The following is an 18,123-nucleotide window of genomic DNA, read 5'->3' on the forward strand; positions in this document are numbered from 1 at the left end:
GGCCTGTGTCGTTGATCCAGGCGCCGGGGCCGCGGGGGCGGCGCAGCTATCGCGAGGCGGATTGCGCTGCAGGTGCGGCGCCTCGCCTGCGGGCGCTCTTGCGGGCAGCGCAATGCGCTGCTTGCCGGCCCCGGCCGCAGCCCGATTGCCTGCCGCCGCCGCTGTCCTTGTCCACGGTGGCCCACAGGCGCCTTTCGGCCTCTTCATGGCCTGCGCCGCGCGATTCGTGGCTGTGCACTATGTGCCGGGCCTGGCGTTTTCGCTCATGGGTATCGGTGGATTTGTCTCCTCGGGGCATGTCACTCTCCCTTGCGGGTCTGTTCCTGCTCGGGCGCGGGCGGCAATTCTATGGGGGGCGCCGTGGTGGGCGGATCTATCGGCTCGGGTCCGCGCGGGCGGCCGGGCTGGCGGTTGGGATCGTCGGGTGCCACGGGGTCGTTGGGCGTGGTCGGCACCTGGGGAATATTGGGTGCGTGGGGCAGGGGGTGGTTCATGGCTGCTGCTGTCCTGAGGGGAAGGGTTGATACAAGTGCGCAGGCGGGCTCAGCGTGGCGCGGTGGTGGCGGGTGCGGTGGCCGGATCGGCCTGCGGCGGCGTCATGGACGGCGCGGCAGGTGCGGCAGGTGCGGCCGGCGAGGCAGAGGAGGTGGGTTCTGTCGCTGGCGTTCCGGTGGCGCTGGGCGCATCCAGCCGCCCCCTGGGTGCCATGAAGTTGAACATCAGCACCAGGATCAGTGCGACGGCGGCCGTGAGGGCGGCGATGCGCAGCGGCCAGCGGCCATCGCGGATGTGGTTGTTCTCGCTGCGCTGGCGTTCGAGGGGGGCGTGCACTCTGCGGGGAGGGGTGTCCATGGCGGTCTCCTTCAATCCATGAGCCTTCACCTTAGGCCGGACGGCGGCCTGCAACTGTCGGACAAGGCAGGACCTGGGGGAGCGACAAGCCGCTGCACGGCAGTGGGGCTTGGCAGGACACACCGCCACGGGCAGCGGCGCCAAGGGCCATAGCAAGGCCGCGGCCGCGACGGCAGGTGCCGTGTCAGCCGTGGCGCCTGCGCCGGTCGGCTGGCGCTATGCGCAGCAGCTGGCGGTACTTGGTGACGGTGCGGCGGGCCACGACCAGGCCCTGGGCGCCCAGCTGGCGTGCGATATCGACGTCGGACAGGGGCCGGGCATCGGATTCGGCCGCGATGATGTCGCCGATCAGCTCGCGGATGGCCGTGGCCGAGCAGGCGCTGCCGCTGGCACTGAGCATGGGGCGCGAGAAGAAGTGCTTGAGCTCGAACACGCCCGTGGGCGTGGCCATGTACTTGTTGTTGGTCACGCGCGAGACGGTGGATTCGTGCACACCCACTTCCTCGGCAATTTCGCGCAGCACCAGCGGCTTCATGGCCATGGCGCCGAACTCCAGGAACAGCTCCTGCTTTCGCACGATGGCCCGGGCCACGTCCAGGATGGTGGAAAAGCGCTGCTCCACATTGCGCACGGTCCAGCGCGCGTCCTGCAGATGGTCGGCCAACTGGGCCTGGCCCGTGCAGCGGTGGCGCTGGAACAGCTGCTCGTAGACGCTGTTCAGTCGCACGCGCGGCACGACGGCGGGGTTCAGTTGCACATTCCAGCCGCTCGGTCCCCTGCGCACGATCACGTCGGGAACGATGTAGTCCACGCGCGTGGAGCCGAAGCTCCAGCCAGGCCTGGGGTTGAGGCGCCGTATGGCATCCATGGCCTGCACGACCTGGGCCGCCGGCACCTGCAGCGCCTTGGCCAGCCGCGGCACGTCGCGCGCGGCCAGCGCGTCCATGTGGTGCTGCAGCAGGGTCTGCGACAGCTGGCGCAGCGTGGCGTCGGCCATCTGCGGGCATTGCAGCAACAGGCATTCGCCCACGCTGCGCGCGGCCACGCCCGCCGGATCCAGCGATTGCACCAGTCGCAGGGCGATGAGCATTTCCTGCGCATCGGGCGCCGGGCTGAGCGCCAGCAGGCCGGCCAGCTCCTGCAGGTCCGTGCGCAGATAGCCGTCGTCGTCCAGCGATTCCACGATGGCGCGCGCCATGCACAGGTCGCGCGGCGTCATGGCCGTCACGTTGAGCTGGCCGTGCAGGTGCATGGCCAGCGTGGTTTCGCAGGCAGCCGTGTCCATGGCGGAGCCTTCCGCGTCAACGGCCTGGCGCGCGCCCAGGTGCATGTCGGCCACCCACAGGTCGCGGTCATCTGCGGGCTCGGCATCTTCCAGGAATGGGTTGTCCTCCATCTTGCTGCGCACCATCGCGGCAAAGTCCAGCGAGGACATCTGCAGCATGCGCACCGCGTGCTGCAAGCGCGGGGAAAGCGTCTGGGACTGGCGTATGTCCGCCTTGAGGTGCATGGAACCCATCTCGTCTCCTTGTTGCGATGGCCACAAGGACGCAACGTTCATGCCCCGATCAGCGTGGCGAATCGTCTGGATACACTTTGGGCACGAAACCTGCTGCGTACTTGCTGCGCAGAAGGCACAGGGGCCCGGGGTTCGGCCGTCGCTGCGGGTATCGGCTTTGCAACAGCAGGGCCGCTCAAGGCGCCTGCGGTAAAAATTTCCGCTCGGGCGCAAGGTTTTCTGCAAACTTTGCCATGTACCAATCCACCAGTTTTCACACGGTCCCGCCGCCGGGAACCCTCAATGCAGTCCCGCAAGGCGGGGCGCGCGGCGCCGCACGCGGGCCATCCATGTCCATGCGCCTGAGACGGGTCCTGTTGCTTCTGGCCTTGCTGGTGCTTGTGCTGGCCGCCTCGTCCTGGCTGCTGTTGCGCGCCTATCAATCCGGGCACGCGGCGCAGGAGCAGGCCGTTCGCATCGCCAGCATGGCCGCGGCCCGTCTGCTGGACAGGCAGGAGCCACGCGCTGCCAATGCCGAGCAGGCGCTGGCTGCCGTCCAACCGCTGCTGGAGGCGGGATGGTCCGGCTTTCTGGTGGACAGCGCGGGCCGTGCGGTGCCGGCCGGCACGGCTGCGGCAACGGGTCAGCCTGCCTTGCCCGCTGATTTCAGCGAGCGCCTGGCTTCCAGCCTGGCGCACGGCTGGCTGGATGTGCCCGATGCGCAGGGCGGCACCCTGCGCGTTTTCTTCAGCAGGACGGCCCAGGGCTGGACCTGGGTGAGCTGGGTTCCCTGTTCCGCGCTGGATCCGGCGTGTTCCCCGCTCCTGAGGGGCGTGATCTGGGCGGCGATCGTGTTGTTTGCGCTGGCCGGCCTGGGCCTGGCGGGGCTGGCCCTGCGTGGCAGGGCGGACCCGATGAGGCCGGCCCGGCGCAGCCAGGCCGGCGGCGCACCGGGGGAGCGGGACAACGAAGCCGGCGAGGCCCATATCCAGAACGAGCGCCTGCAGGTGGTCGGCCGGCTGGCAGGCCGCTTCTCCCATGAGTTCAACAACCAGCTCGGCGTTCTGAGCAACAGCGCCTATCTGATTGAGCGTCGTTCGGAGGACCCGAACCTGCGCCTGCCTGCACAGGCCATGCTGCGTTCGGTGGACACGGCCAGCCGGTTGACGCAGCAGCTGCTGCGCTTCGGGCCGCGCCACAGCACGCATGCGCTGGTGGTGGATCTGTACCGCTGGTTGCCGGGGGTGCGGGGCACGCTGGCCGTGGTGCTGGGAAAGCGCGTGGCGCTGGAGGTGGCTGAGCCCGCCGAGGCCAGCCCGCCGGGCCAGCCGGCCGCGCGCCTGGGCGTGTATGTGGACCCTGACGAGCTGGAGCTGGCGCTGATCAGCATTTTCCTGTCCGTGCGCGAGGCCTTGCCCGATGGCGCACGCGTGCGCATGGCGGCACATCCCGTGGGCGGACATCTTGCGGCATCGGCCGCCAAGGGCGAGCAGGTGGAGATCCGCATCGAGGCCGTGGCCCACTGGCAGGACACCGAGCCGAGGCCGGAGGGGGTGGGTCCGGGCGAAGCGGGCGTAGCGGGCGTAGTGGCCGCAGCCAGCGCCGAGGCGCCGCAGCGGCCGCAGGAATCCCGCCCCGGCGTGCGGTTGAGCGACGCCGATGCAGATGCCTCCTGCGGCCTGGCCCTGGCGCGCCGGCTATGCCTGGCTGGCGGTGGCGTGGCGTGGGCCGAGGGCGGCAGCGGGGGAGGCGACGGCGATGGAGACAGCGGCGGCCTGGCCGTCTCTCTGGTGCTGCCGCGCGTGCCCATGGCGGCGCAGGATTGTCTTGCGCAAAGCCTGGACTGAGCTGGCATTCGCGGCCCTGGAAACAGGACTGCGCGCCGGGGCGCGCAGTCAGCAAGCAGGAAAGTCGAAAAAGAGAGGAGGGCCGAGCCCGGTCAGCGTGCGAGGCGCGCGATCAGCAGCCCCGCCGCCAGCGCCGTGGCAATGGAGTGCAGCGGGTTCTTGCACACGGCGCTGCCCTGGCGGGAGAGGTCGGCGCTGCCAGCGGTACTTCTGGTCTGGAAGGGATCTTTGCTCATGGAGGCTCCTTTCCTGCAAGTCAATGGCCCGTGGCCGGGCCGCCTCAGTGGCGCATGCGCGGTTTGCACAGGTTGAAGATGGCCAGCAGCGCAACGGCGCTGGCCATGGAAATGAAGATGGACATGGATGTGGCCGGCACCTGCGCCTGCGCATCCATGGCCGAGGGCGCCAGCAGCGGCGCCAGCAGCCAGCCGCCCAGCAAGGCGCCGATGGCGCCTATTGCCACGTTGAGCAAAATGCCTTGCTGGGCCTGGGTGTTCGTGACCATGCTGGTGATCCAGCCGATCAGCCCGCCCACCATCAGCCAGATGAGGAAATCCATGGCATCGCCTTTGACAAAAGTTGCAGTTGAATATCAATGGCAATCGGCGTGCCTGCCCGTCGCAAGCGACTCAGCGCTCCGGTTGCGGGGTGCCGTTGCCCTGGGCCGGCGCGGGGCGGATTTGTGCACGCTCGGCTTCGCGGCCTGAAGGTGTCTGGGCGTCCAGGCCCCGGTCGGGCGACTCGCTGACCTGGGGCAGATCGGCGGCGTGTTCTATCAATTCCTCGATGATGAAGCGGCCGTAGAGCTGGGCGCGCTCGGCGCCGGCGGCCTTGAGGGCATCGGCGGCGTTGCGTGCGGCCTCGTCGCTGTCCACCCGTACCACCAGCCAGTGGTAGCCGCGCTCGGCCAGGGCCTGGTGGGCCTTGACCAGATTGAGTTCCTGGCCCACGGCGGCCACGGGGCTGGCCTGTCGCAGGTCTTGGTCGATCTGGGCCAGCATTTCCCGGTCGGTGTAGCGCCGTACGTCCTGCTCGGGCAGGTTCAGCGCCTGCAGCGCCGCCATGCCGTCATCGGCCTGCGCAGCCGTGGGAAAAGAGACCACCATGTGGCCCACGGGCTTGAAGACACCGTAGGCGCGGGCAGGAGAGGAGTCCATGGGCTTGTCCTTGGTTGCTCAAAGGTGCTTGCAGGGTGGCAAGCAGCGTGCCCGCAAGGCAACGGCAGCAGGTGCTGTGCGCGTCTGCGCACGTGTCAGCCGGGTTCGGGGTCCGTCCTGTCCTTTTTGCCGCCCGCATAGTCCTTGAGCCGGTTGTACAGCGTCTTGAGGCTGATGCCGAGCACGGCGGCCGTGCGTTCCTTCTGGTACTTGCACTGCTTGAGCGTGGCCTGGATCAGCAGCCGCTCGGCCTGCGCCATGGTCATGCCGATGGGCAGCTGTATGGTGGCCGGCTCCATATCGGGCAGGTCGTAGGCGTCGCCTGCCGCGCCGTGGTCGGCGAACGGATGCACGGCGACAGGCGCGGCCTGCGCAGTGGGCGGCAATTGCGGGGCGTTGGCGGCCAGCTGTGCAGGCACGGATGTGTGCACGGATGCGTGCAATGACACCGGCATGGGGGCGGGCTGGGCAATGGCCACCGGTGGGCGGGGCAGCCATTCGGTGCCTACCTGCGGGCCGGGCTCCATGACGTAGGCACGCTGCACGGCATTGCGCAGCTCGCGCACATTGCCGGGCCAGCTGTGCTGCGCCAACTGCCTCAGGGCCGACGCCGTGAACTGCTTGGTCTGCCCCTCTCGCTGAGAGATGGCCTGCAGCAAGTGCTGGGCCAGCAGCGGGACGTCGGACAGGCGCTCGCGCAGCGGCGGCAGCTCGATGGGAAAGACGTTCAGCCGGTACAGCAGGTCCTCGCGCAGCCTGCCGCTGGCCACGGCCTCGAAGGGGCAGCGGTTGGTGGCGGCGATCACGCGCACATCGGTCTGCAGCGTCTGGGTGGAGCCCACGCGCATGAAGCGGCCGGTCTCCAGCACGCGCAGCAGCTTGACCTGCAGCTCCATGGGCATTTCCGTGATCTCGTCCAGGAACAGCGTGCCCGTGGCCGCGCGCTCGAAAAAGCCCTGGTGCTGGCGGTCGGCGCCCGTGAAGCTGCCCTTTTCGTGGCCGAAGATCTCGCTTTCGATGAGATGCGGCGAAATGGCGCCGCAGTTCACGGCAAGAAACGGGCGGCTGCGCCGTTGGCTCAAGTCGTGCAGGGTCTGCGCCACGACCTCCTTGCCGGTGCCGCTCTCCCCCGTGAGGAACACCGTGACCGAGGTGCCCGCCACGCGCTCCATCTGCTGGTACAGGCGCTGCATGGGAGGCGATTGGCCCAGGAGTCGGCCAAAGCGTCCTTCCTGCGCGCAGTAGCTGCCAGCGGGTGCGCAATGGTCTTGTGCCGTGATCTGATCGGAGGCCGGGCCTGCGCCGTTGCGGCTGTCCGCGCCCGACAGGCCCGGCGTGGGGATGAGAAAGCGCGAAAGAATGTCCTCGAGCCGGCCTATGCCCACGGGCTTGACCAGATAGTCCATGGCGCCTCGGCGCAGGGCTTCGATGGAGGAGTCCAGGCTGGCATGTCCGGTCACCAGCACGATCTGCGAGTCCTGCGGCACTTGCCGGTCGCCGAACAGGTCCATACCGTTGCCATCGGGCAGCTGCAGGTCCAGCAGAACCAGGCTGGGCGGCTGCATGGCCATCTGGCGGCGCGCATCGCGCAGGGTGTGGGCCACGGCGACCGAAAAGCGGTCCACGCCCACCAGTTCGCGCATGGTGGCTGCCGAGTCCGCGTCGTCATCGACGATCAGCACGTGGTTCATTCCATGGCCTCCAGAGCTGCTGGCCGCAGCCTGTTTTGACAAAAATTCATGATCCGGCAGTTTAGGGGCTGGGATGTATGCATCTGTGTCAGTCCACAGGCACAGTGCTTGCCGGGTGGTCCGGTCCCCGCCGCCGTCGCCGCAAAGAGAGGATCAAGCGGATCAGGCGGGCCGGCGGCTGGCGCCCTGGCCACGGCGGGGCGGGGTCCTGCGGGGCCGGGGCTGGGGCTCCAGCAGGCCCAGGAACAGGCATTCCTTGGCGCTCAGCCCGCGCGTGCGCCGTGCGGGTGCAGCGGTCGCGGCGGGCGGGCATTGTCCGGGCTGCTCGCACAGGGCCAGTACCTGGGGATGGATGTAGAACTTGCGGCAAACCGTACAGGTATTGCCCAGGCGCCGCGCCACCTCGGCGATGAGGTCCGTGAAGGTGAGCGCGCCTGGATGGCGGCTGCCCGCCGGTGACGCTGCGGCGGCCATGGCCAGCTCCAGCGCGTACACGCTGGCATGCCAGGTACGGAAGTCCTTGGCACTGAAGTCCGGTCCGTCTGCCTCGTCTGCCCCGGCCTTGCTGCAGATCCTGCGGATGTAGTCGTTCACGTGCTCGGAGCGCACATGGTGAACATTCCCCTCGTCGTCCACGAACTGGAAAAGCCGCTGCCCCGGCAGGTCCTGGCAGCGCTTGACGACGCGGGCCACGGCCCGGTCGGACACGCGGGCCTGCTGGGCGACGCCGCTCTTGCCCTTGAAGCTCAGCGTCAGCTCGCCGGCGCGCACCTGGGCGTGGCGGTTCCTGAGCGTGGTCAGGCCGAAGGATCCATTGGCTTCTGAATACTCGTCATTACCAACGCGCAGCGCCGTGCAGTCCAGCAGCCAGACGATGGTGGCCACCACGGTTTCGAGCTGCGGCCGCCCCGGCCTGAGGTCCCGCGCCACGGCACGCCGAATGGCGGGCAGATGCCGGCCGAACTCGCGCATGCGGTCGAACTTGACCTGCTTGCGCTGCTCCTGCCACTGCGGGTGATAGCGGTATTGCTTGCGCCCGCGGGCATCGCGGCCCGTGGCCTGCAGGTGGCCCCGGGCGTCAGGGCAGATCCATACATCCACATAGGCCGGTGGAATGGCCAATTTGCGGATGCGCTCCAGCGCCTGGGCGTCGCGCACGGGCCTGCCGTCCTGGTCCACATAGGAAAAGCCTTTGCCACGCCGCACGCGGCGCCAGCCGGGCATGCGGTCGTTGACATGGATGAGGTCTGCAGTCAGTGCAACCCCTGCGGCGGCGGAGGCGGAGGTGCGATGGGGGGATCGGAATAGGGTGAAGGCGCCGGAGCCGGCGGAGGATCACCCACGGGTGGCACCAGCGGCTCGGTCGGCGGCGGATTGACCGGCGGAGCGACGGGAGGTGTGGCAGGCGGTGTGGGTGGTGCAGCGATCATGGAACGGTTTCTCCTGTGATGGTGGCGGGCCGCAGCGGCCATGCAGCCGCTGCAGCAATCGCCATGCCCGGACCCTTGCACGGGGCCGAAGCGTTGACATTTGGTAGCAATGATTCGCGAAAACCGGTGGCCTGCGGCCTCAGGCCAGCGTCCTCAGCGTGGGCTCGCGGTCCCAGAAGCGTTTCTTGGCGCCTTCGACAAAGGGCTTGGGCGTGTCGATGGGAAACACGCCCTCGTCCGGCGTGATGCCCGCGGTCTGCAGGATGTGCCCCGTGGCCTTGCAGGCCGCAATGGCCTTGAGGTGGCCGAAGGCATCGCGGAACCAGTCCTGCGCGGCCGCTTCCCGGGCCAGGGCTTCGCCGCGCTGCGGCGTGAGGATGGACACCACGGCGTCGAACTGCGCCGAGGGCGATCCGGCCAACTGGCCGTCTGCAGGCAGGTGGCTGCCGTCGTCCAGCGTGGCGCCGCCGATCTTGGGCGCAATGATCTTCACGCTGGCCTTTTGCGCCACCAGGGCCTTGTGGAAGGCGGCAATGTGCCGGGCGCTGGAGCCTTCATCCACCAGGATGGCCACGCAGCGGCCCTGCAGTGTGGGTTTCATGCGGTCGATGATGCGCGTGGCCGGGCTGGGCGGCAGCTTTTGCGGGGGCACGGCTGGCTTGGCGGCAGGCGGCAGCTGGGGCAGGCCCAGGCCGTCGGCCACGCGCTTTGCCAGGTCGGCGTCTATCACCTGCAGGTGGCCCACCACGGCCAGTCGCACATGCGGCGTCTGCACCTTGGACAGCTCGAACACCAGGGCGCTGGCGATGTGGGCCTGCTCCACCGCGCTCTGGCTGGCGTAGAACATGCGCGCCTGGCTGTAGTGGTCGGCAAAGCTTTCGGGGCGGATGCGGCCCTTGGCGCCGTCCCCGTCATCCTGGGCAAAGTGCCTGAAGCCGCGCGCCGCCGAGGCGCGCGGACTGTCGGCCTGCAGGCTGGAGGGCTCGTAGGCCACGCGGCCCTTGGGCACCTGGGTCTGCATATGGCCGTCGCGCTGGTCGTGGGCAAACGGGCATTTGGGCGCGTTGATGGGCAGCTGCGTGAAGTTGGGCCCGCCCAGTCGCGACAGCTGGGTGTCCAGGTAAGAGAAAAGGCGGCCCTGCAACAGCGGATCGTTGCTGAAGTCGATGCCCGGGGGCAGGTTGGCCGGGCAGAAGGCGACCTGCTCGGTCTCGGCAAAGAAGTTGTCGGGCCAGCGGTCCAGCACGAAGCGGCCGATCTTGCGCAGCGGTATTTCCTCTTCCGGAATGATCTTGGTGGGGTCCAGATGGTCATAGGGCAGGGCGTCGGCCTGTTCCTGCGAGAACAGCTGCACGCACAGCTCCCAGGCCGGGTAGTCGCCCGCCTCGATGGCCTCGAACAGGTCGCGGCGGTGGTAGTCGTTGTCGGCGGCCTGCAGCTTCAGGGCCTCGTCCCAGACCGTGGACTGGATGCCCAGCTCAGGCCGCCAGTGAAATTTCACGAAGGTGCTTTTGCCTTGCGCATTGACCAGCCGGAAACTATGCACGCCAAAGCCCTCGATCATGCGTAGGCTGCGCGCGATGGTGCGGTCGCTCATGATCCACATGACCATGTGCATGGACTCGGGCATGAGGGAGATGAAGTCCCAGAACGTGTCGTGCGCCGTGGCGGCCTGTGGAAAGCCCCGGTCCGGCTCCATCTTCACGGCATGGACCATGTCGGGAAATTTCATGGCGTCCTGGATGAAGAACACCGGAATGTTGTTGCCGACCAGATCCCAGTTGCCCTCTTCGGTATAGAACTTGATGGCGAAGCCGCGCACATCGCGCGGGGTGTCCACCGAGCCTGCGCCGCCGGCCACGGTGGAAAAGCGCACGAAGACCGGCACCTGCTTGCCGGTTTCGGTCAGCACCTTGGCGGTGGTGTACTGCTCCAGTGAATCGGTCAGCTGGAAATAACCGTGGACACCTGTGCCGCGTGCATGGACGATCCGCTCCGGAATGCGCTCATGGTCGAAATGCGTGATTTTCTCGCGCAATATGAAATCTTCCAGCAGCGTGGGTCCCTTTGGCCCTTGCTTCAATGAATTCTGGTTGTCCGCAACCGGTATGCCCTGCTGCGTCGTCAATACAGGATGAGAGGCTTCGGCCTGCTGCTGGAGTTCTCCGCCGTGGCCAACGGGGCATTGGGATGGGGATTTCTTTTCAGCTGGGGCTTTCTTGGCCATGATGCACTCCTTGGGAATGAACGCCATGTTCTTTTGACGCGGATATTTCAAGCGGAGCAACGGTATGTTTTTCAGTTGCCGCAATGGGAAAATAAAAAAAGGGCCCGGAGGACCCTTTTTTCAGGTCATGCAACCTGCGGCTCAACGCTGCTGGTGGCTGTCCTGCTTTTGCTGCTGACCCGGCTGGTTGCGCTGGGGGTTGCTCTGCTGTTGCTGATGGTTGGGATTATTGGGATTGCTTTGCTGCTGCTGCCCCGGATTGTTTTGTTGCTGCTGCTGGTTCTGCTTGTTCTTGTCGTTTTGCTGGTTGCTGGCCGTGTTGCCTTGAGGGTTATTGGTCTGTTGCGTCATTTCCATACTCCTTAAGTAAACAGCGATGCCGTCATCACTGCAATTTCATTGTGCTGCCTGAAAAATCCACGGCGTGTAGGAAATTCGGAAGATTACTTTTGGTAAATCATTGGAATTTGCTATGAATATCATGGAATCCATTTTTGCGGCAAAAATGCATGTATTTTTTATCATGAAATGCCATTTGTAGATTATGCAAAACGGCAATGGTCCCTTTCATTTGGATGTTGAACGTTTTGCAGGCGCCTTGGACGCTGGCTTTCGGGGCTTGGGCGTTGTCCGGGTCGCGGGCGCTTTTGCAGCTTTTGCAGCTTTTGCCACCGCCCCGGTATTTTTTTCCTTGGCCGCGGAGGCGGGGGCCCCGCTGCCTGCCTTGCCCAGGCTGCTCCTGAGCAGGGCGGTCAGATCCAGCACGGCTGCGTTGGCGGGTGCGGCGGGCGCGTCCTGCTGCCTTTGCACACTTTGCACGTCGCCCGCATGGGCCTTGGCCTGCACCAGCTGGTGGATTTCCTCGCTGAAGGAGTTGCGGAACTGGTCGGCGTCCCAGGCCTGGCTCATGTCCTTGATCAGTGCCAGGGCCATGGTCATTTCGGCGGCCTTGATGCCTGCGGCCCTTGCGTCCAGCGGCGGCAGGTCCAGCTGCTCGAAGGAACGGATCTCGCCGCCCCAGCGCAGCAGGTTCAGCACCAGCGCCCGGCCGCAGGGGATCAGGATGGCCAGGTGCTGCTTGGCCTGGATGACGACCTTGGCCACGCCCACCTTGTTGCTCTTGCGCAGCGCCTCGCGCAGCAGTGCGTAGACCTTCCCGCCCCGGTGCAGGGGGGCGGTGTAGTAGGGCCGCTCCAGGTAGATGAAGGGGATATCGTCGGCATCGACAAAGGCCTCGATCTCTATGGTCTGCGTGGTCTTGGGAAAGGCGGCGGCAATCTCTTCGGCGCTCAGCACCACGTAGCGGCCTTCTTCGAATTCCACGCCCTTGACGATGTCGGCCGAGGCCACCTCCTTGCCTGTGACCTTGTTGATGCGCTTGTAGCCCACGGGCTGCATGTTGCGCTTGTCCAGCCAGTCGAAGTCGATGTCCGTGCTGGCCGTGGCTGCATACAGGCCTATCGGGATGTGGACCAGGCCAAAGCTGATGGCCCCCTTCCACAGGCTGCGCGAGGAGACGGCCGGGGCCGTGCGGGGAGATGTGGCTTTCCTGGTCATCGTTGTGCTTTCCTCGTTGGCGGCTCTTCGCGGGCCGGTGCCTCGAAGCCCAGCGCCTTCATGGCGCGGCCCAGGCTGGTGGCCGCCGTGCCGTAGTGCTCCCAGGGCGAGTTGCCCAGGCGCAGGCGCTGGTCCACCGAGCGAATGGTCCAGTGCGCGCCGCCCGTGAGCCTGTCGAGCTCGTTCCAGCCCACGGGCACGGAGATGCCCATGCCGGGCCGCGCACGCGCTGTCCACGCGCAGGCCGTGGTGGCGCCAAAGCCGTTGCGCAGGTAGTCCACGAAGATTTTTCCCACGCGGTTGCGTGGCCCGCTCTTGGCCACGAAGCGCTGGGGCACGGTGCTGGCCAGGTGCTGGACCACGGCCTGGGAGAAGGCCTTGACCGTGTCCCAGTCCAGCAGCCGCTTGATCGGCACGACCACATGCAGGCCCTTGCCGCCGCTGGTCTTGAGGAAGGCCGGCAGCTCCAGCTCCTGCAGCAGCACATGCAGCAAGGTGGCCGCTTCCTGCACCTGCGTCCAGGGCACGCCCTCGCCGGGGTCCAGGTCGAAGGTCATGCGGTCGGGCCGGTCGATGCGGTCCCGGCGGACATTCCAGGTGTGCCATTCGATGGTGTTCATCTGCGCGGCCGCCACCAGGCCTTCACGCCGCGCCACCTCCATCAGCGGCGCATGGCCGGGATCGAGTTCGGGCGCCAGGGCGGCAATGCCCTGCAGCGGCGTCTGGTCCATGTGTTTCTGGAAGAACAGCTCGCCCTCGATGCCCTCCGGCGCGCGCACCATGGCCACGGGCCGGGCCTTGAGGTGGGTGATCATGAAGGGGGCCACCGTGGCGTAGTAGCGCGCCAGCTCCATCTTGGTGATGCCGGTGGAGGGGTCAATGACACGCTCGGCATGGGTGATGGCGATCGTGGCGGGCAGGCGCGCCGCCTTGGCCATGCGGGGCGGGGCGGCTTTGTGGCGGGTTGCGGTGCGGGGTGAAGATGCGGTCGATGGCACGTGCTGTGGCTCCTCTTTTGCGATGCGGCGCGCAGGCTTGTCCGTGCGCAGGCCCTGGAATACGGCGTGGCGGATGCGGCCGTCCGCGGTCCATTGCGCGAACGAGACTTCGGCCAGCAGGGTGGGGCGCACCCAGTGCACCTGGCTGCCAAGGCCTCGGGTGTCTGCCAGCGGGGATGTGCCGGTGGCCAGGCCGTCCAGGCGCTGGCGCAGGTCGGCCAGGGTGCGTGCGTTGAAACCCGTGCCGACCTTGCCGGCCGCGTGCAGCTGCCCGTCCTCGCCATGCACGGCGAGGACCAGGGCCCCCAGGCCGGTGCGCGAGCCCTGGGGATCGGTATAGCCGGCGATCACGAACTCCTGACGGTGGCCGCACTTGAGCTTGATCCAGTCCATGCTGCGCCGCGAGACGTAGGCGCTGCCGCGCCGCTTGCCGATCACGCCCTCCAGGCCCAGCCGGCAGGCGACGGCCATCAGATCGGCGGGCGGGGCGTCAAAGGCCTGGCTGAACCGAACGCGGTCCGACGGCGCCTTGTGCAGCAGCTCCTGCAACCGCTGGCGGCGCTGTTCCACGGGCTGCTGGCGCAGGTCCTGGCCGTCGTGCCACAGCAGGTCGAAGGCGAAGAAGACCAGCAGGTCGGTGTGCTCGCCGTCGAAGGCGTTCTGCAGGGCCTGGAAGTCGGGGCGGTCGTCGCTGTCCAGCATCAGCACCTCGCCGTCGATCCAGCCTGTTTGCAAGGGCAGGGCCGCCAAGGCGCGGGCCAGGGCAGGCATTCTGGCGGTCCAGTCCTTGCCGTTGCGCGTGACAAGCCGCACGGTACCGCTGTCGATGCGGGCCAGCAGGCGGTAGCCGTCGAACTTGCTCTCGAAGATCCATTGCCCGGCCTCCGTGGGCGGGCGGTCCACCAAGGTCGCCAGCTGGGGGGCGATCTCCTGCGGCATGGTCGCGGTGCCGGCGTGCTGCTTTCGTGCTGGCGCTGGCGCTGTTGCTGTTTCTGTCGTTGCCGCTGCTGCAGGTTCCAGGGGAAGGCCGGCCACGCTGTCGGGCATGTCCTCGACCACGCTGAATTCGCCGGCGGAGCGTTCCAGCCCGTCATGCTCCTTGATCAGCAGCCACGCGGGTTTTTTGGCATCGTCCTTGCCGCGCATGCGCACCAGGGTCCAGCGGCCCTGCAGCTTGTGGCCGCGCAGTTCGAACTTGAGCTTGCCCTTGCGAAGGCCCTCGGCGGCGTCGCCTTGTGGCCACCAGGTGCCCCGGTCCCAGATGATGACCTTGCCCGCACCGTACTGGCCCGGCGGAATCTGGCCTTCGAAGCGGTTGTAGGCCATGGGGTGGTCTTCCACCTGGACGGCCATGCGCTTGTCGGCCGGGTCGTAGCTGGGGCCCTTGGGCACGGCCCAGCTTTTCATGCTGCCGTCCAGCTCCAGCCGGAAGTCGTAGTGCAGGTGGCTGGCCCAGTGCTTTTGAATGACGAATTGCAGGACAACCGTGCCGGGCTGCCCTGCAATCGTGTCGCTGGAAGGTTCTGCCGAGGGCTCCGGCGTGCGCGTGAAGTCGCGCTTTTGCCGGTAGGCCGCCAGCGAAGCGGCAGCCTTGTCCTGCCCGCTGGCCGCAGCAGCCCGCCGCGGCTGCTGCGTGACCGGGTGGCTGCGGCGCGGTGCGGGCATGTGGCGCTCCTTCAGAACATCAGTGCAATCAAGATGATGATGGGAATGGGCACGCCCAGAAGAAAAAGCAGTATGGATCGCATGAATGGCCTCCGTTCAATGAATGGTTGGATGGTGTTGACTGCGATGCAAAATCAAATGGCATCGCGTTGGCGGCCACCCCAGGTGGCGCACAGGCTGCCCACAAAGGCGCCCAGCATCAGGGAAACAAACAGCCAGAGCATGGAATGGGCGGTGGCCTTTCGCGTTTCTTCAGCGGCCTGCTTGGCCTTTTGCTTGGCCTCTTCTGCCTTTTGCTCGGCCTGCTTTATCTGCATCTGTACGGAATCAAAGGTGCTTCGCACTTTCTTTTGCGCTTCTTCCACCGGAATATCGGAATTTCGCGCAATCAGCTGGGCCAGATATTGCTCATCGGCCGCAGAAAGCTGGCCGGTGCGCAGCGACTGGGCAAAGATCACGCCGGCCTCCCGCGTGGCGCTGGCCATGTCGGCAGGCGTTGTGCTGCCGGAGGTTGCCGCGGAATTGCGGAACAGGCTGCCGGTCCAGTAGGCCAGGCCCTGGGGCGAGGCGTCGGCGCCCGAGGCACCGGCCATGGCTGCGGCACCGCCAGCAGCCGCACCGCCGGCGGCGCCGATCGCGCCACCCACCACGCTGGAGGCGCTGGTGGCCACGGTCTGCGCGGCCTTGAAGGCGCCGGAGACAGCACCGCCTGCAGCAGCGCCCATCAGGGCCACCATGGCCAGCGTGGCCAGCGCCCAGGACAGAAAGCCGTGGGCCGTGTCGCGGAAGTAGACCTCGTCCGTATGCACGCCTTGCCAGCGGGTGCGCAGCCGCCCGGCCAGGTACCCGCCCACGCCGGCGGAGGCCAGCTGGGTGAAGGCGATCCAGGCCACGGCCGTCCACCCCAGGGCGCCGGCATCCATGCCTTGGCCGGTCCATACCGAGACAGACGACAGGCCCAGGCCCGTGCCCAGAATGAACAGCAGCAGCGACAGCGAGGCCGCCGCCATGGCGCCCGCGAATATCGCCGCCCATGAAACACCGCTGACGGATGTATTGGCCGCAGGGACCACTGGCGTTGCCAGGGGATCGGAATAGGCAATGGACATGGCTGGATTTCCTGGAGTTGAGTGCCCCATTCTTGCCAGCCGCAATAAATGCCACTGTAGGAGGATTGGAAAAGCGGGACTGGCAAACGCAGACGAACAACGTCATCCTTTGCCAGATGACGTTTTTGAAGGCAATGCGCGGTCTGGATATGGGAAATGATTCCTGCAACCGGTAAAAATTGCGGAATATTTTCCAGGGCGAATGGCTGGATTGTTTCCGGCAGCACGGCGATATGTTTCTGTCTGCTGCCGGGATTTTCATTGCTGCATCGGGCCTGCCAGACCCGTGCGTTCAGGGCTGGCGCACGTCGGCCACGACCTGCTCGCCAAAATCCGCGCGCTGCAGCCAGCCCAGCACCAGGGTGGCGGCCTGCTCGGGCGTGGACAGCTTGCCGCCCTCCTTGAGCTGGGCGAAGTTGCCTGCATCGGGAAAGGCTGCGGCATCGGCGCTGCGCAGCTGCACCTGCATGTCGGTGTCGATGACGCCGGGCGCCAGCGAGCAGATGCGCGCGCCGTGGGGCTTGAGCGCCTCGTCCAGCGCCACGCTGCGGCTGAAATGGTCCATGCCGGCCTTGGCCGCGCAGTAAGAGGCCTGCGAGGCAATGGCGCGCCGCCCCAGGCCGGAAGAGATGTTGAGCACCTTGCGCGGCACGGCCGTCCAGCCTTCGGTGGCGGCCAGGAAGGCGGCCGTCAGCAGCATGGGCGCCTCCAGTCCCACGCGCATGGCCTGGGCGATGTCGGCGGGCCGCAGCTGCGACAGCGGCGCGATCTGCGGAATCACGCCCGCGTTGTTGATCAGGGTGACGCTGGCGTAGCGCGTGGCGTCCAGCCCGGCGAGCCATTCGCCCAGCCTGTGGGCCGCTGCCTCGGGCTCGCCCAGGTCCACGCTCCACTGCTGCAGCGGGGCGCCTGCCGTGGCGGCGGCCCGGTTCAGGTCTTCGCTGGTGGAGCGCGACAGCGTGACCAGCTCATGGCCGGCATCGAGCAGTTGCCGGGCCATGGCCAGGCCCATGCCGCGCGAAGCGCCCGTGAGAATCGTCAGGGAAAGGAGAGGCGATGCATTGTTCATGCGGGCGATGGTATCGCTTGTGCCCGTGCTGCCGGTGCTGCCTGCGCGGTCATTGCCCGGGCGGCGACGGGGTCCGAGGGCAGCAGCAGCTCGGCGCTGCGCGCCTGCCGCGTGCGCTCCAGCGCCTGCACGATGCGTTCGCAGGCGCGCTCGGCCGCCTCGCGCAGGCTGGCGCCCTGCAGCCAGTGGCCGGTGAGTGCGGCACTGAACAAGTCGCCCGTTCCCTTGGGCACCGCATCCACGCGCGCGTGGGTGACCACATGCACGTCCTCGCGCGTGACCAGCGCCACGCGCATGCGCAGTGCATGCTCGCCGCCCAGCTCGGGCGCCGCGCTGGTCACGGCCACCCACTGCGTGCGGCCGGTCAGCAGGCTGCGCGCGGCCTGGACCACATCGTCCATGCCGTGCACAGGGCGCGCGGTCAGCCGTTCCAGCTCGAAATGGTTGGGTGTCAGCCCGTCGGCCAGGGGCAGCAGGTGGCGCTGGTAGGCCTCGACCATGGCGGGGTCCACGTAGATGCCGCTGTCGTGGTCGCCGATCACCGGGTCCACCACCACGCGCAGGCCGGGGCGCTGCTGCAGCAGGCCCGCCACCCAGTCCGCCAGCAGCCCGGCCTGTTCCGGCCCGCCCAGGTAGCCGGCCAGCACGGCCTGCAGTTGCCTGAGCGCGCCGCGCGCGCCCAGGTCCTGCAGATAGCCCGCAAACCACTCGGCGGCAATTGCTCCGCCGTGGATGCTGGGATAGTGCGGCGTATTGCTGAACACCACCGTGGGCACGGCCGCCGCCGCCAGCCCCAGTGCCTGCAGCGTGGGCATGGCCACGTTGTTGCCAACGCGGCCGTAGACGACCTGGGACTGCACGGACACCACGTCGATGGCCAGGGGTTGCAGCATGTCATGGGGGGCGGGGGCGTTCATGGGCGGCCTTGCGGGTGGTAATTCTTGGGCGAAGCTGCATTTATAGCGCTGCCATGCGAGGGCCGGCAGCACAATCCAGGGAGCACGGCCAGACCACTTCCAGAAT

16 protein-coding genes are annotated in these 18,123 nt (G+C 67.3%); 2 read left to right on the plus strand and 14 right to left on the minus strand.

From position 1 onward, the window contains the following. Window positions 1-299: 299 nt before the first annotated feature. The 3 genes from ACRSCF_RS11770 to rpoN form a co-directional block, all read right to left on the minus strand. Window positions 300-494 (minus strand): hypothetical protein, encoded by a 195-nt coding sequence (locus ACRSCF_RS11770; RefSeq protein WP_016446355.1) that lies wholly within the window; start codon window positions 492-494, stop codon window positions 300-302. Between the two features lie 49 nt (window positions 495-543). Beyond that, entirely contained in the window at window positions 544-852 is a 309-nt protein-coding gene (locus tag ACRSCF_RS11775; protein ID WP_047216897.1) for a hypothetical protein, read from the minus strand. A gap of 184 nt (window positions 853-1,036) precedes the next feature. Then, on the minus strand, window positions 1,037-2,371 hold the full coding sequence (rpoN, locus tag ACRSCF_RS11780) for an RNA polymerase factor sigma-54 (protein ID WP_126312568.1): 1,335 nt from the start codon (window positions 2,369-2,371) through the stop codon (window positions 1,037-1,039). Between the two features lie 233 nt (window positions 2,372-2,604). Between rpoN and ACRSCF_RS11785 the strand changes: the two genes are divergently transcribed. Further along, the gene (locus tag ACRSCF_RS11785) at window positions 2,605-4,197 is read left to right on the plus strand and encodes a hypothetical protein (RefSeq protein WP_244388066.1); all 1,593 of its coding nucleotides are present in this window, start codon (window positions 2,605-2,607) and stop codon (window positions 4,195-4,197) included. A gap of 92 nt (window positions 4,198-4,289) precedes the next feature. Here the strand turns inward: ACRSCF_RS11785 and ACRSCF_RS11790 are convergent, their stop codons facing one another. From ACRSCF_RS11790 to ACRSCF_RS11815, 6 genes are all read right to left on the minus strand, one after another. Continuing rightward, a complete protein-coding gene (locus ACRSCF_RS11790) occupies window positions 4,290-4,433 on the minus strand; it encodes a hypothetical protein (RefSeq protein ID WP_432675819.1) in 144 nt (47 codons plus the stop codon). A gap of 44 nt (window positions 4,434-4,477) precedes the next feature. Further along, the gene (locus ACRSCF_RS11795) at window positions 4,478-4,756 is read right to left on the minus strand and encodes a GlsB/YeaQ/YmgE family stress response membrane protein (RefSeq protein ID WP_016446350.1); all 279 of its coding nucleotides are present in this window, start codon (window positions 4,754-4,756) and stop codon (window positions 4,478-4,480) included. A gap of 70 nt (window positions 4,757-4,826) precedes the next feature. Beyond that, window positions 4,827-5,354, minus strand: coding sequence for a hypothetical protein (locus ACRSCF_RS11800; RefSeq protein WP_016451494.1), 528 nt, complete (start codon window positions 5,352-5,354; stop codon window positions 4,827-4,829). A 95-nt stretch (window positions 5,355-5,449) separates the two neighbouring features. Further along, window positions 5,450-7,045: a sigma-54-dependent transcriptional regulator gene (locus ACRSCF_RS11805; protein WP_017404825.1), complete on the minus strand. Its 1,596-nt coding sequence runs from the start codon at window positions 7,043-7,045 to the stop codon at window positions 5,450-5,452. A 162-nt stretch (window positions 7,046-7,207) separates the two neighbouring features. Beyond that, window positions 7,208-8,269 (minus strand): DNA topoisomerase IB, encoded by a 1,062-nt coding sequence (locus ACRSCF_RS11810; protein WP_244388067.1) that lies wholly within the window; start codon window positions 8,267-8,269, stop codon window positions 7,208-7,210. Window positions 8,270-8,614: 345 nt separating this feature from the next. After that, window positions 8,615-10,702 (minus strand): catalase, encoded by a 2,088-nt coding sequence (locus ACRSCF_RS11815; protein WP_244388068.1) that lies wholly within the window; start codon window positions 10,700-10,702, stop codon window positions 8,615-8,617. On the opposite strand from ACRSCF_RS11815, the gene ACRSCF_RS11820 reads away from it, so the two are divergent. Next, window positions 10,610-11,068: a hypothetical protein gene (locus tag ACRSCF_RS11820; RefSeq protein ID WP_193584794.1), complete on the plus strand. Its 459-nt coding sequence runs from the start codon at window positions 10,610-10,612 to the stop codon at window positions 11,066-11,068. The two genes, ACRSCF_RS11815 and ACRSCF_RS11820, sit on opposite strands and share 93 nt — an antisense overlap. A gap of 201 nt (window positions 11,069-11,269) precedes the next feature. Here ACRSCF_RS11820 and ACRSCF_RS11825 read toward each other — a convergent pair whose 3' ends face one another. The 5 genes from ACRSCF_RS11825 to pdxK all read right to left on the minus strand — a co-directional run bounded on the left by ACRSCF_RS11825 (window position 11,270) and on the right by pdxK (window position 18,017). Continuing rightward, a complete protein-coding gene (locus tag ACRSCF_RS11825; protein ID WP_244388069.1) occupies window positions 11,270-12,259 on the minus strand; it encodes a Ku protein in 990 nt (329 codons plus the stop codon). Further along, window positions 12,256-14,922: a DNA ligase D gene (ligD, locus tag ACRSCF_RS11830; RefSeq protein WP_244388070.1), complete on the minus strand. Its 2,667-nt coding sequence runs from the start codon at window positions 14,920-14,922 to the stop codon at window positions 12,256-12,258. The genes ACRSCF_RS11825 and ligD overlap by 4 nt, the downstream gene beginning before the upstream one ends. A 134-nt stretch (window positions 14,923-15,056) precedes the next feature. Continuing rightward, window positions 15,057-16,031, minus strand: a complete 975-nt coding sequence (locus ACRSCF_RS11835) for a hypothetical protein (protein WP_016446341.1) — start codon at window positions 16,029-16,031, stop codon at window positions 15,057-15,059. A gap of 292 nt (window positions 16,032-16,323) precedes the next feature. Beyond that, complete coding sequence (locus ACRSCF_RS11840) at window positions 16,324-17,100, minus strand: SDR family NAD(P)-dependent oxidoreductase (RefSeq protein ID WP_244388071.1); 777 nt, start codon at window positions 17,098-17,100, stop codon at window positions 16,324-16,326. After that, window positions 17,097-18,017, minus strand: a complete 921-nt coding sequence (gene pdxK / locus ACRSCF_RS11845) for a pyridoxine/pyridoxal/pyridoxamine kinase (protein WP_244388072.1) — start codon at window positions 18,015-18,017, stop codon at window positions 17,097-17,099. Before pdxK ends, ACRSCF_RS11840 begins: the two co-directional genes overlap by 4 nt. Window positions 18,018-18,123: the final 106 nt, after the last annotated feature.

Source organism: Delftia sp. 11MD (assembly GCF_050907895.1).
Lineage (GTDB): Bacteria > Pseudomonadota > Gammaproteobacteria > Burkholderiales > Burkholderiaceae_C > Comamonas > Comamonas tsuruhatensis.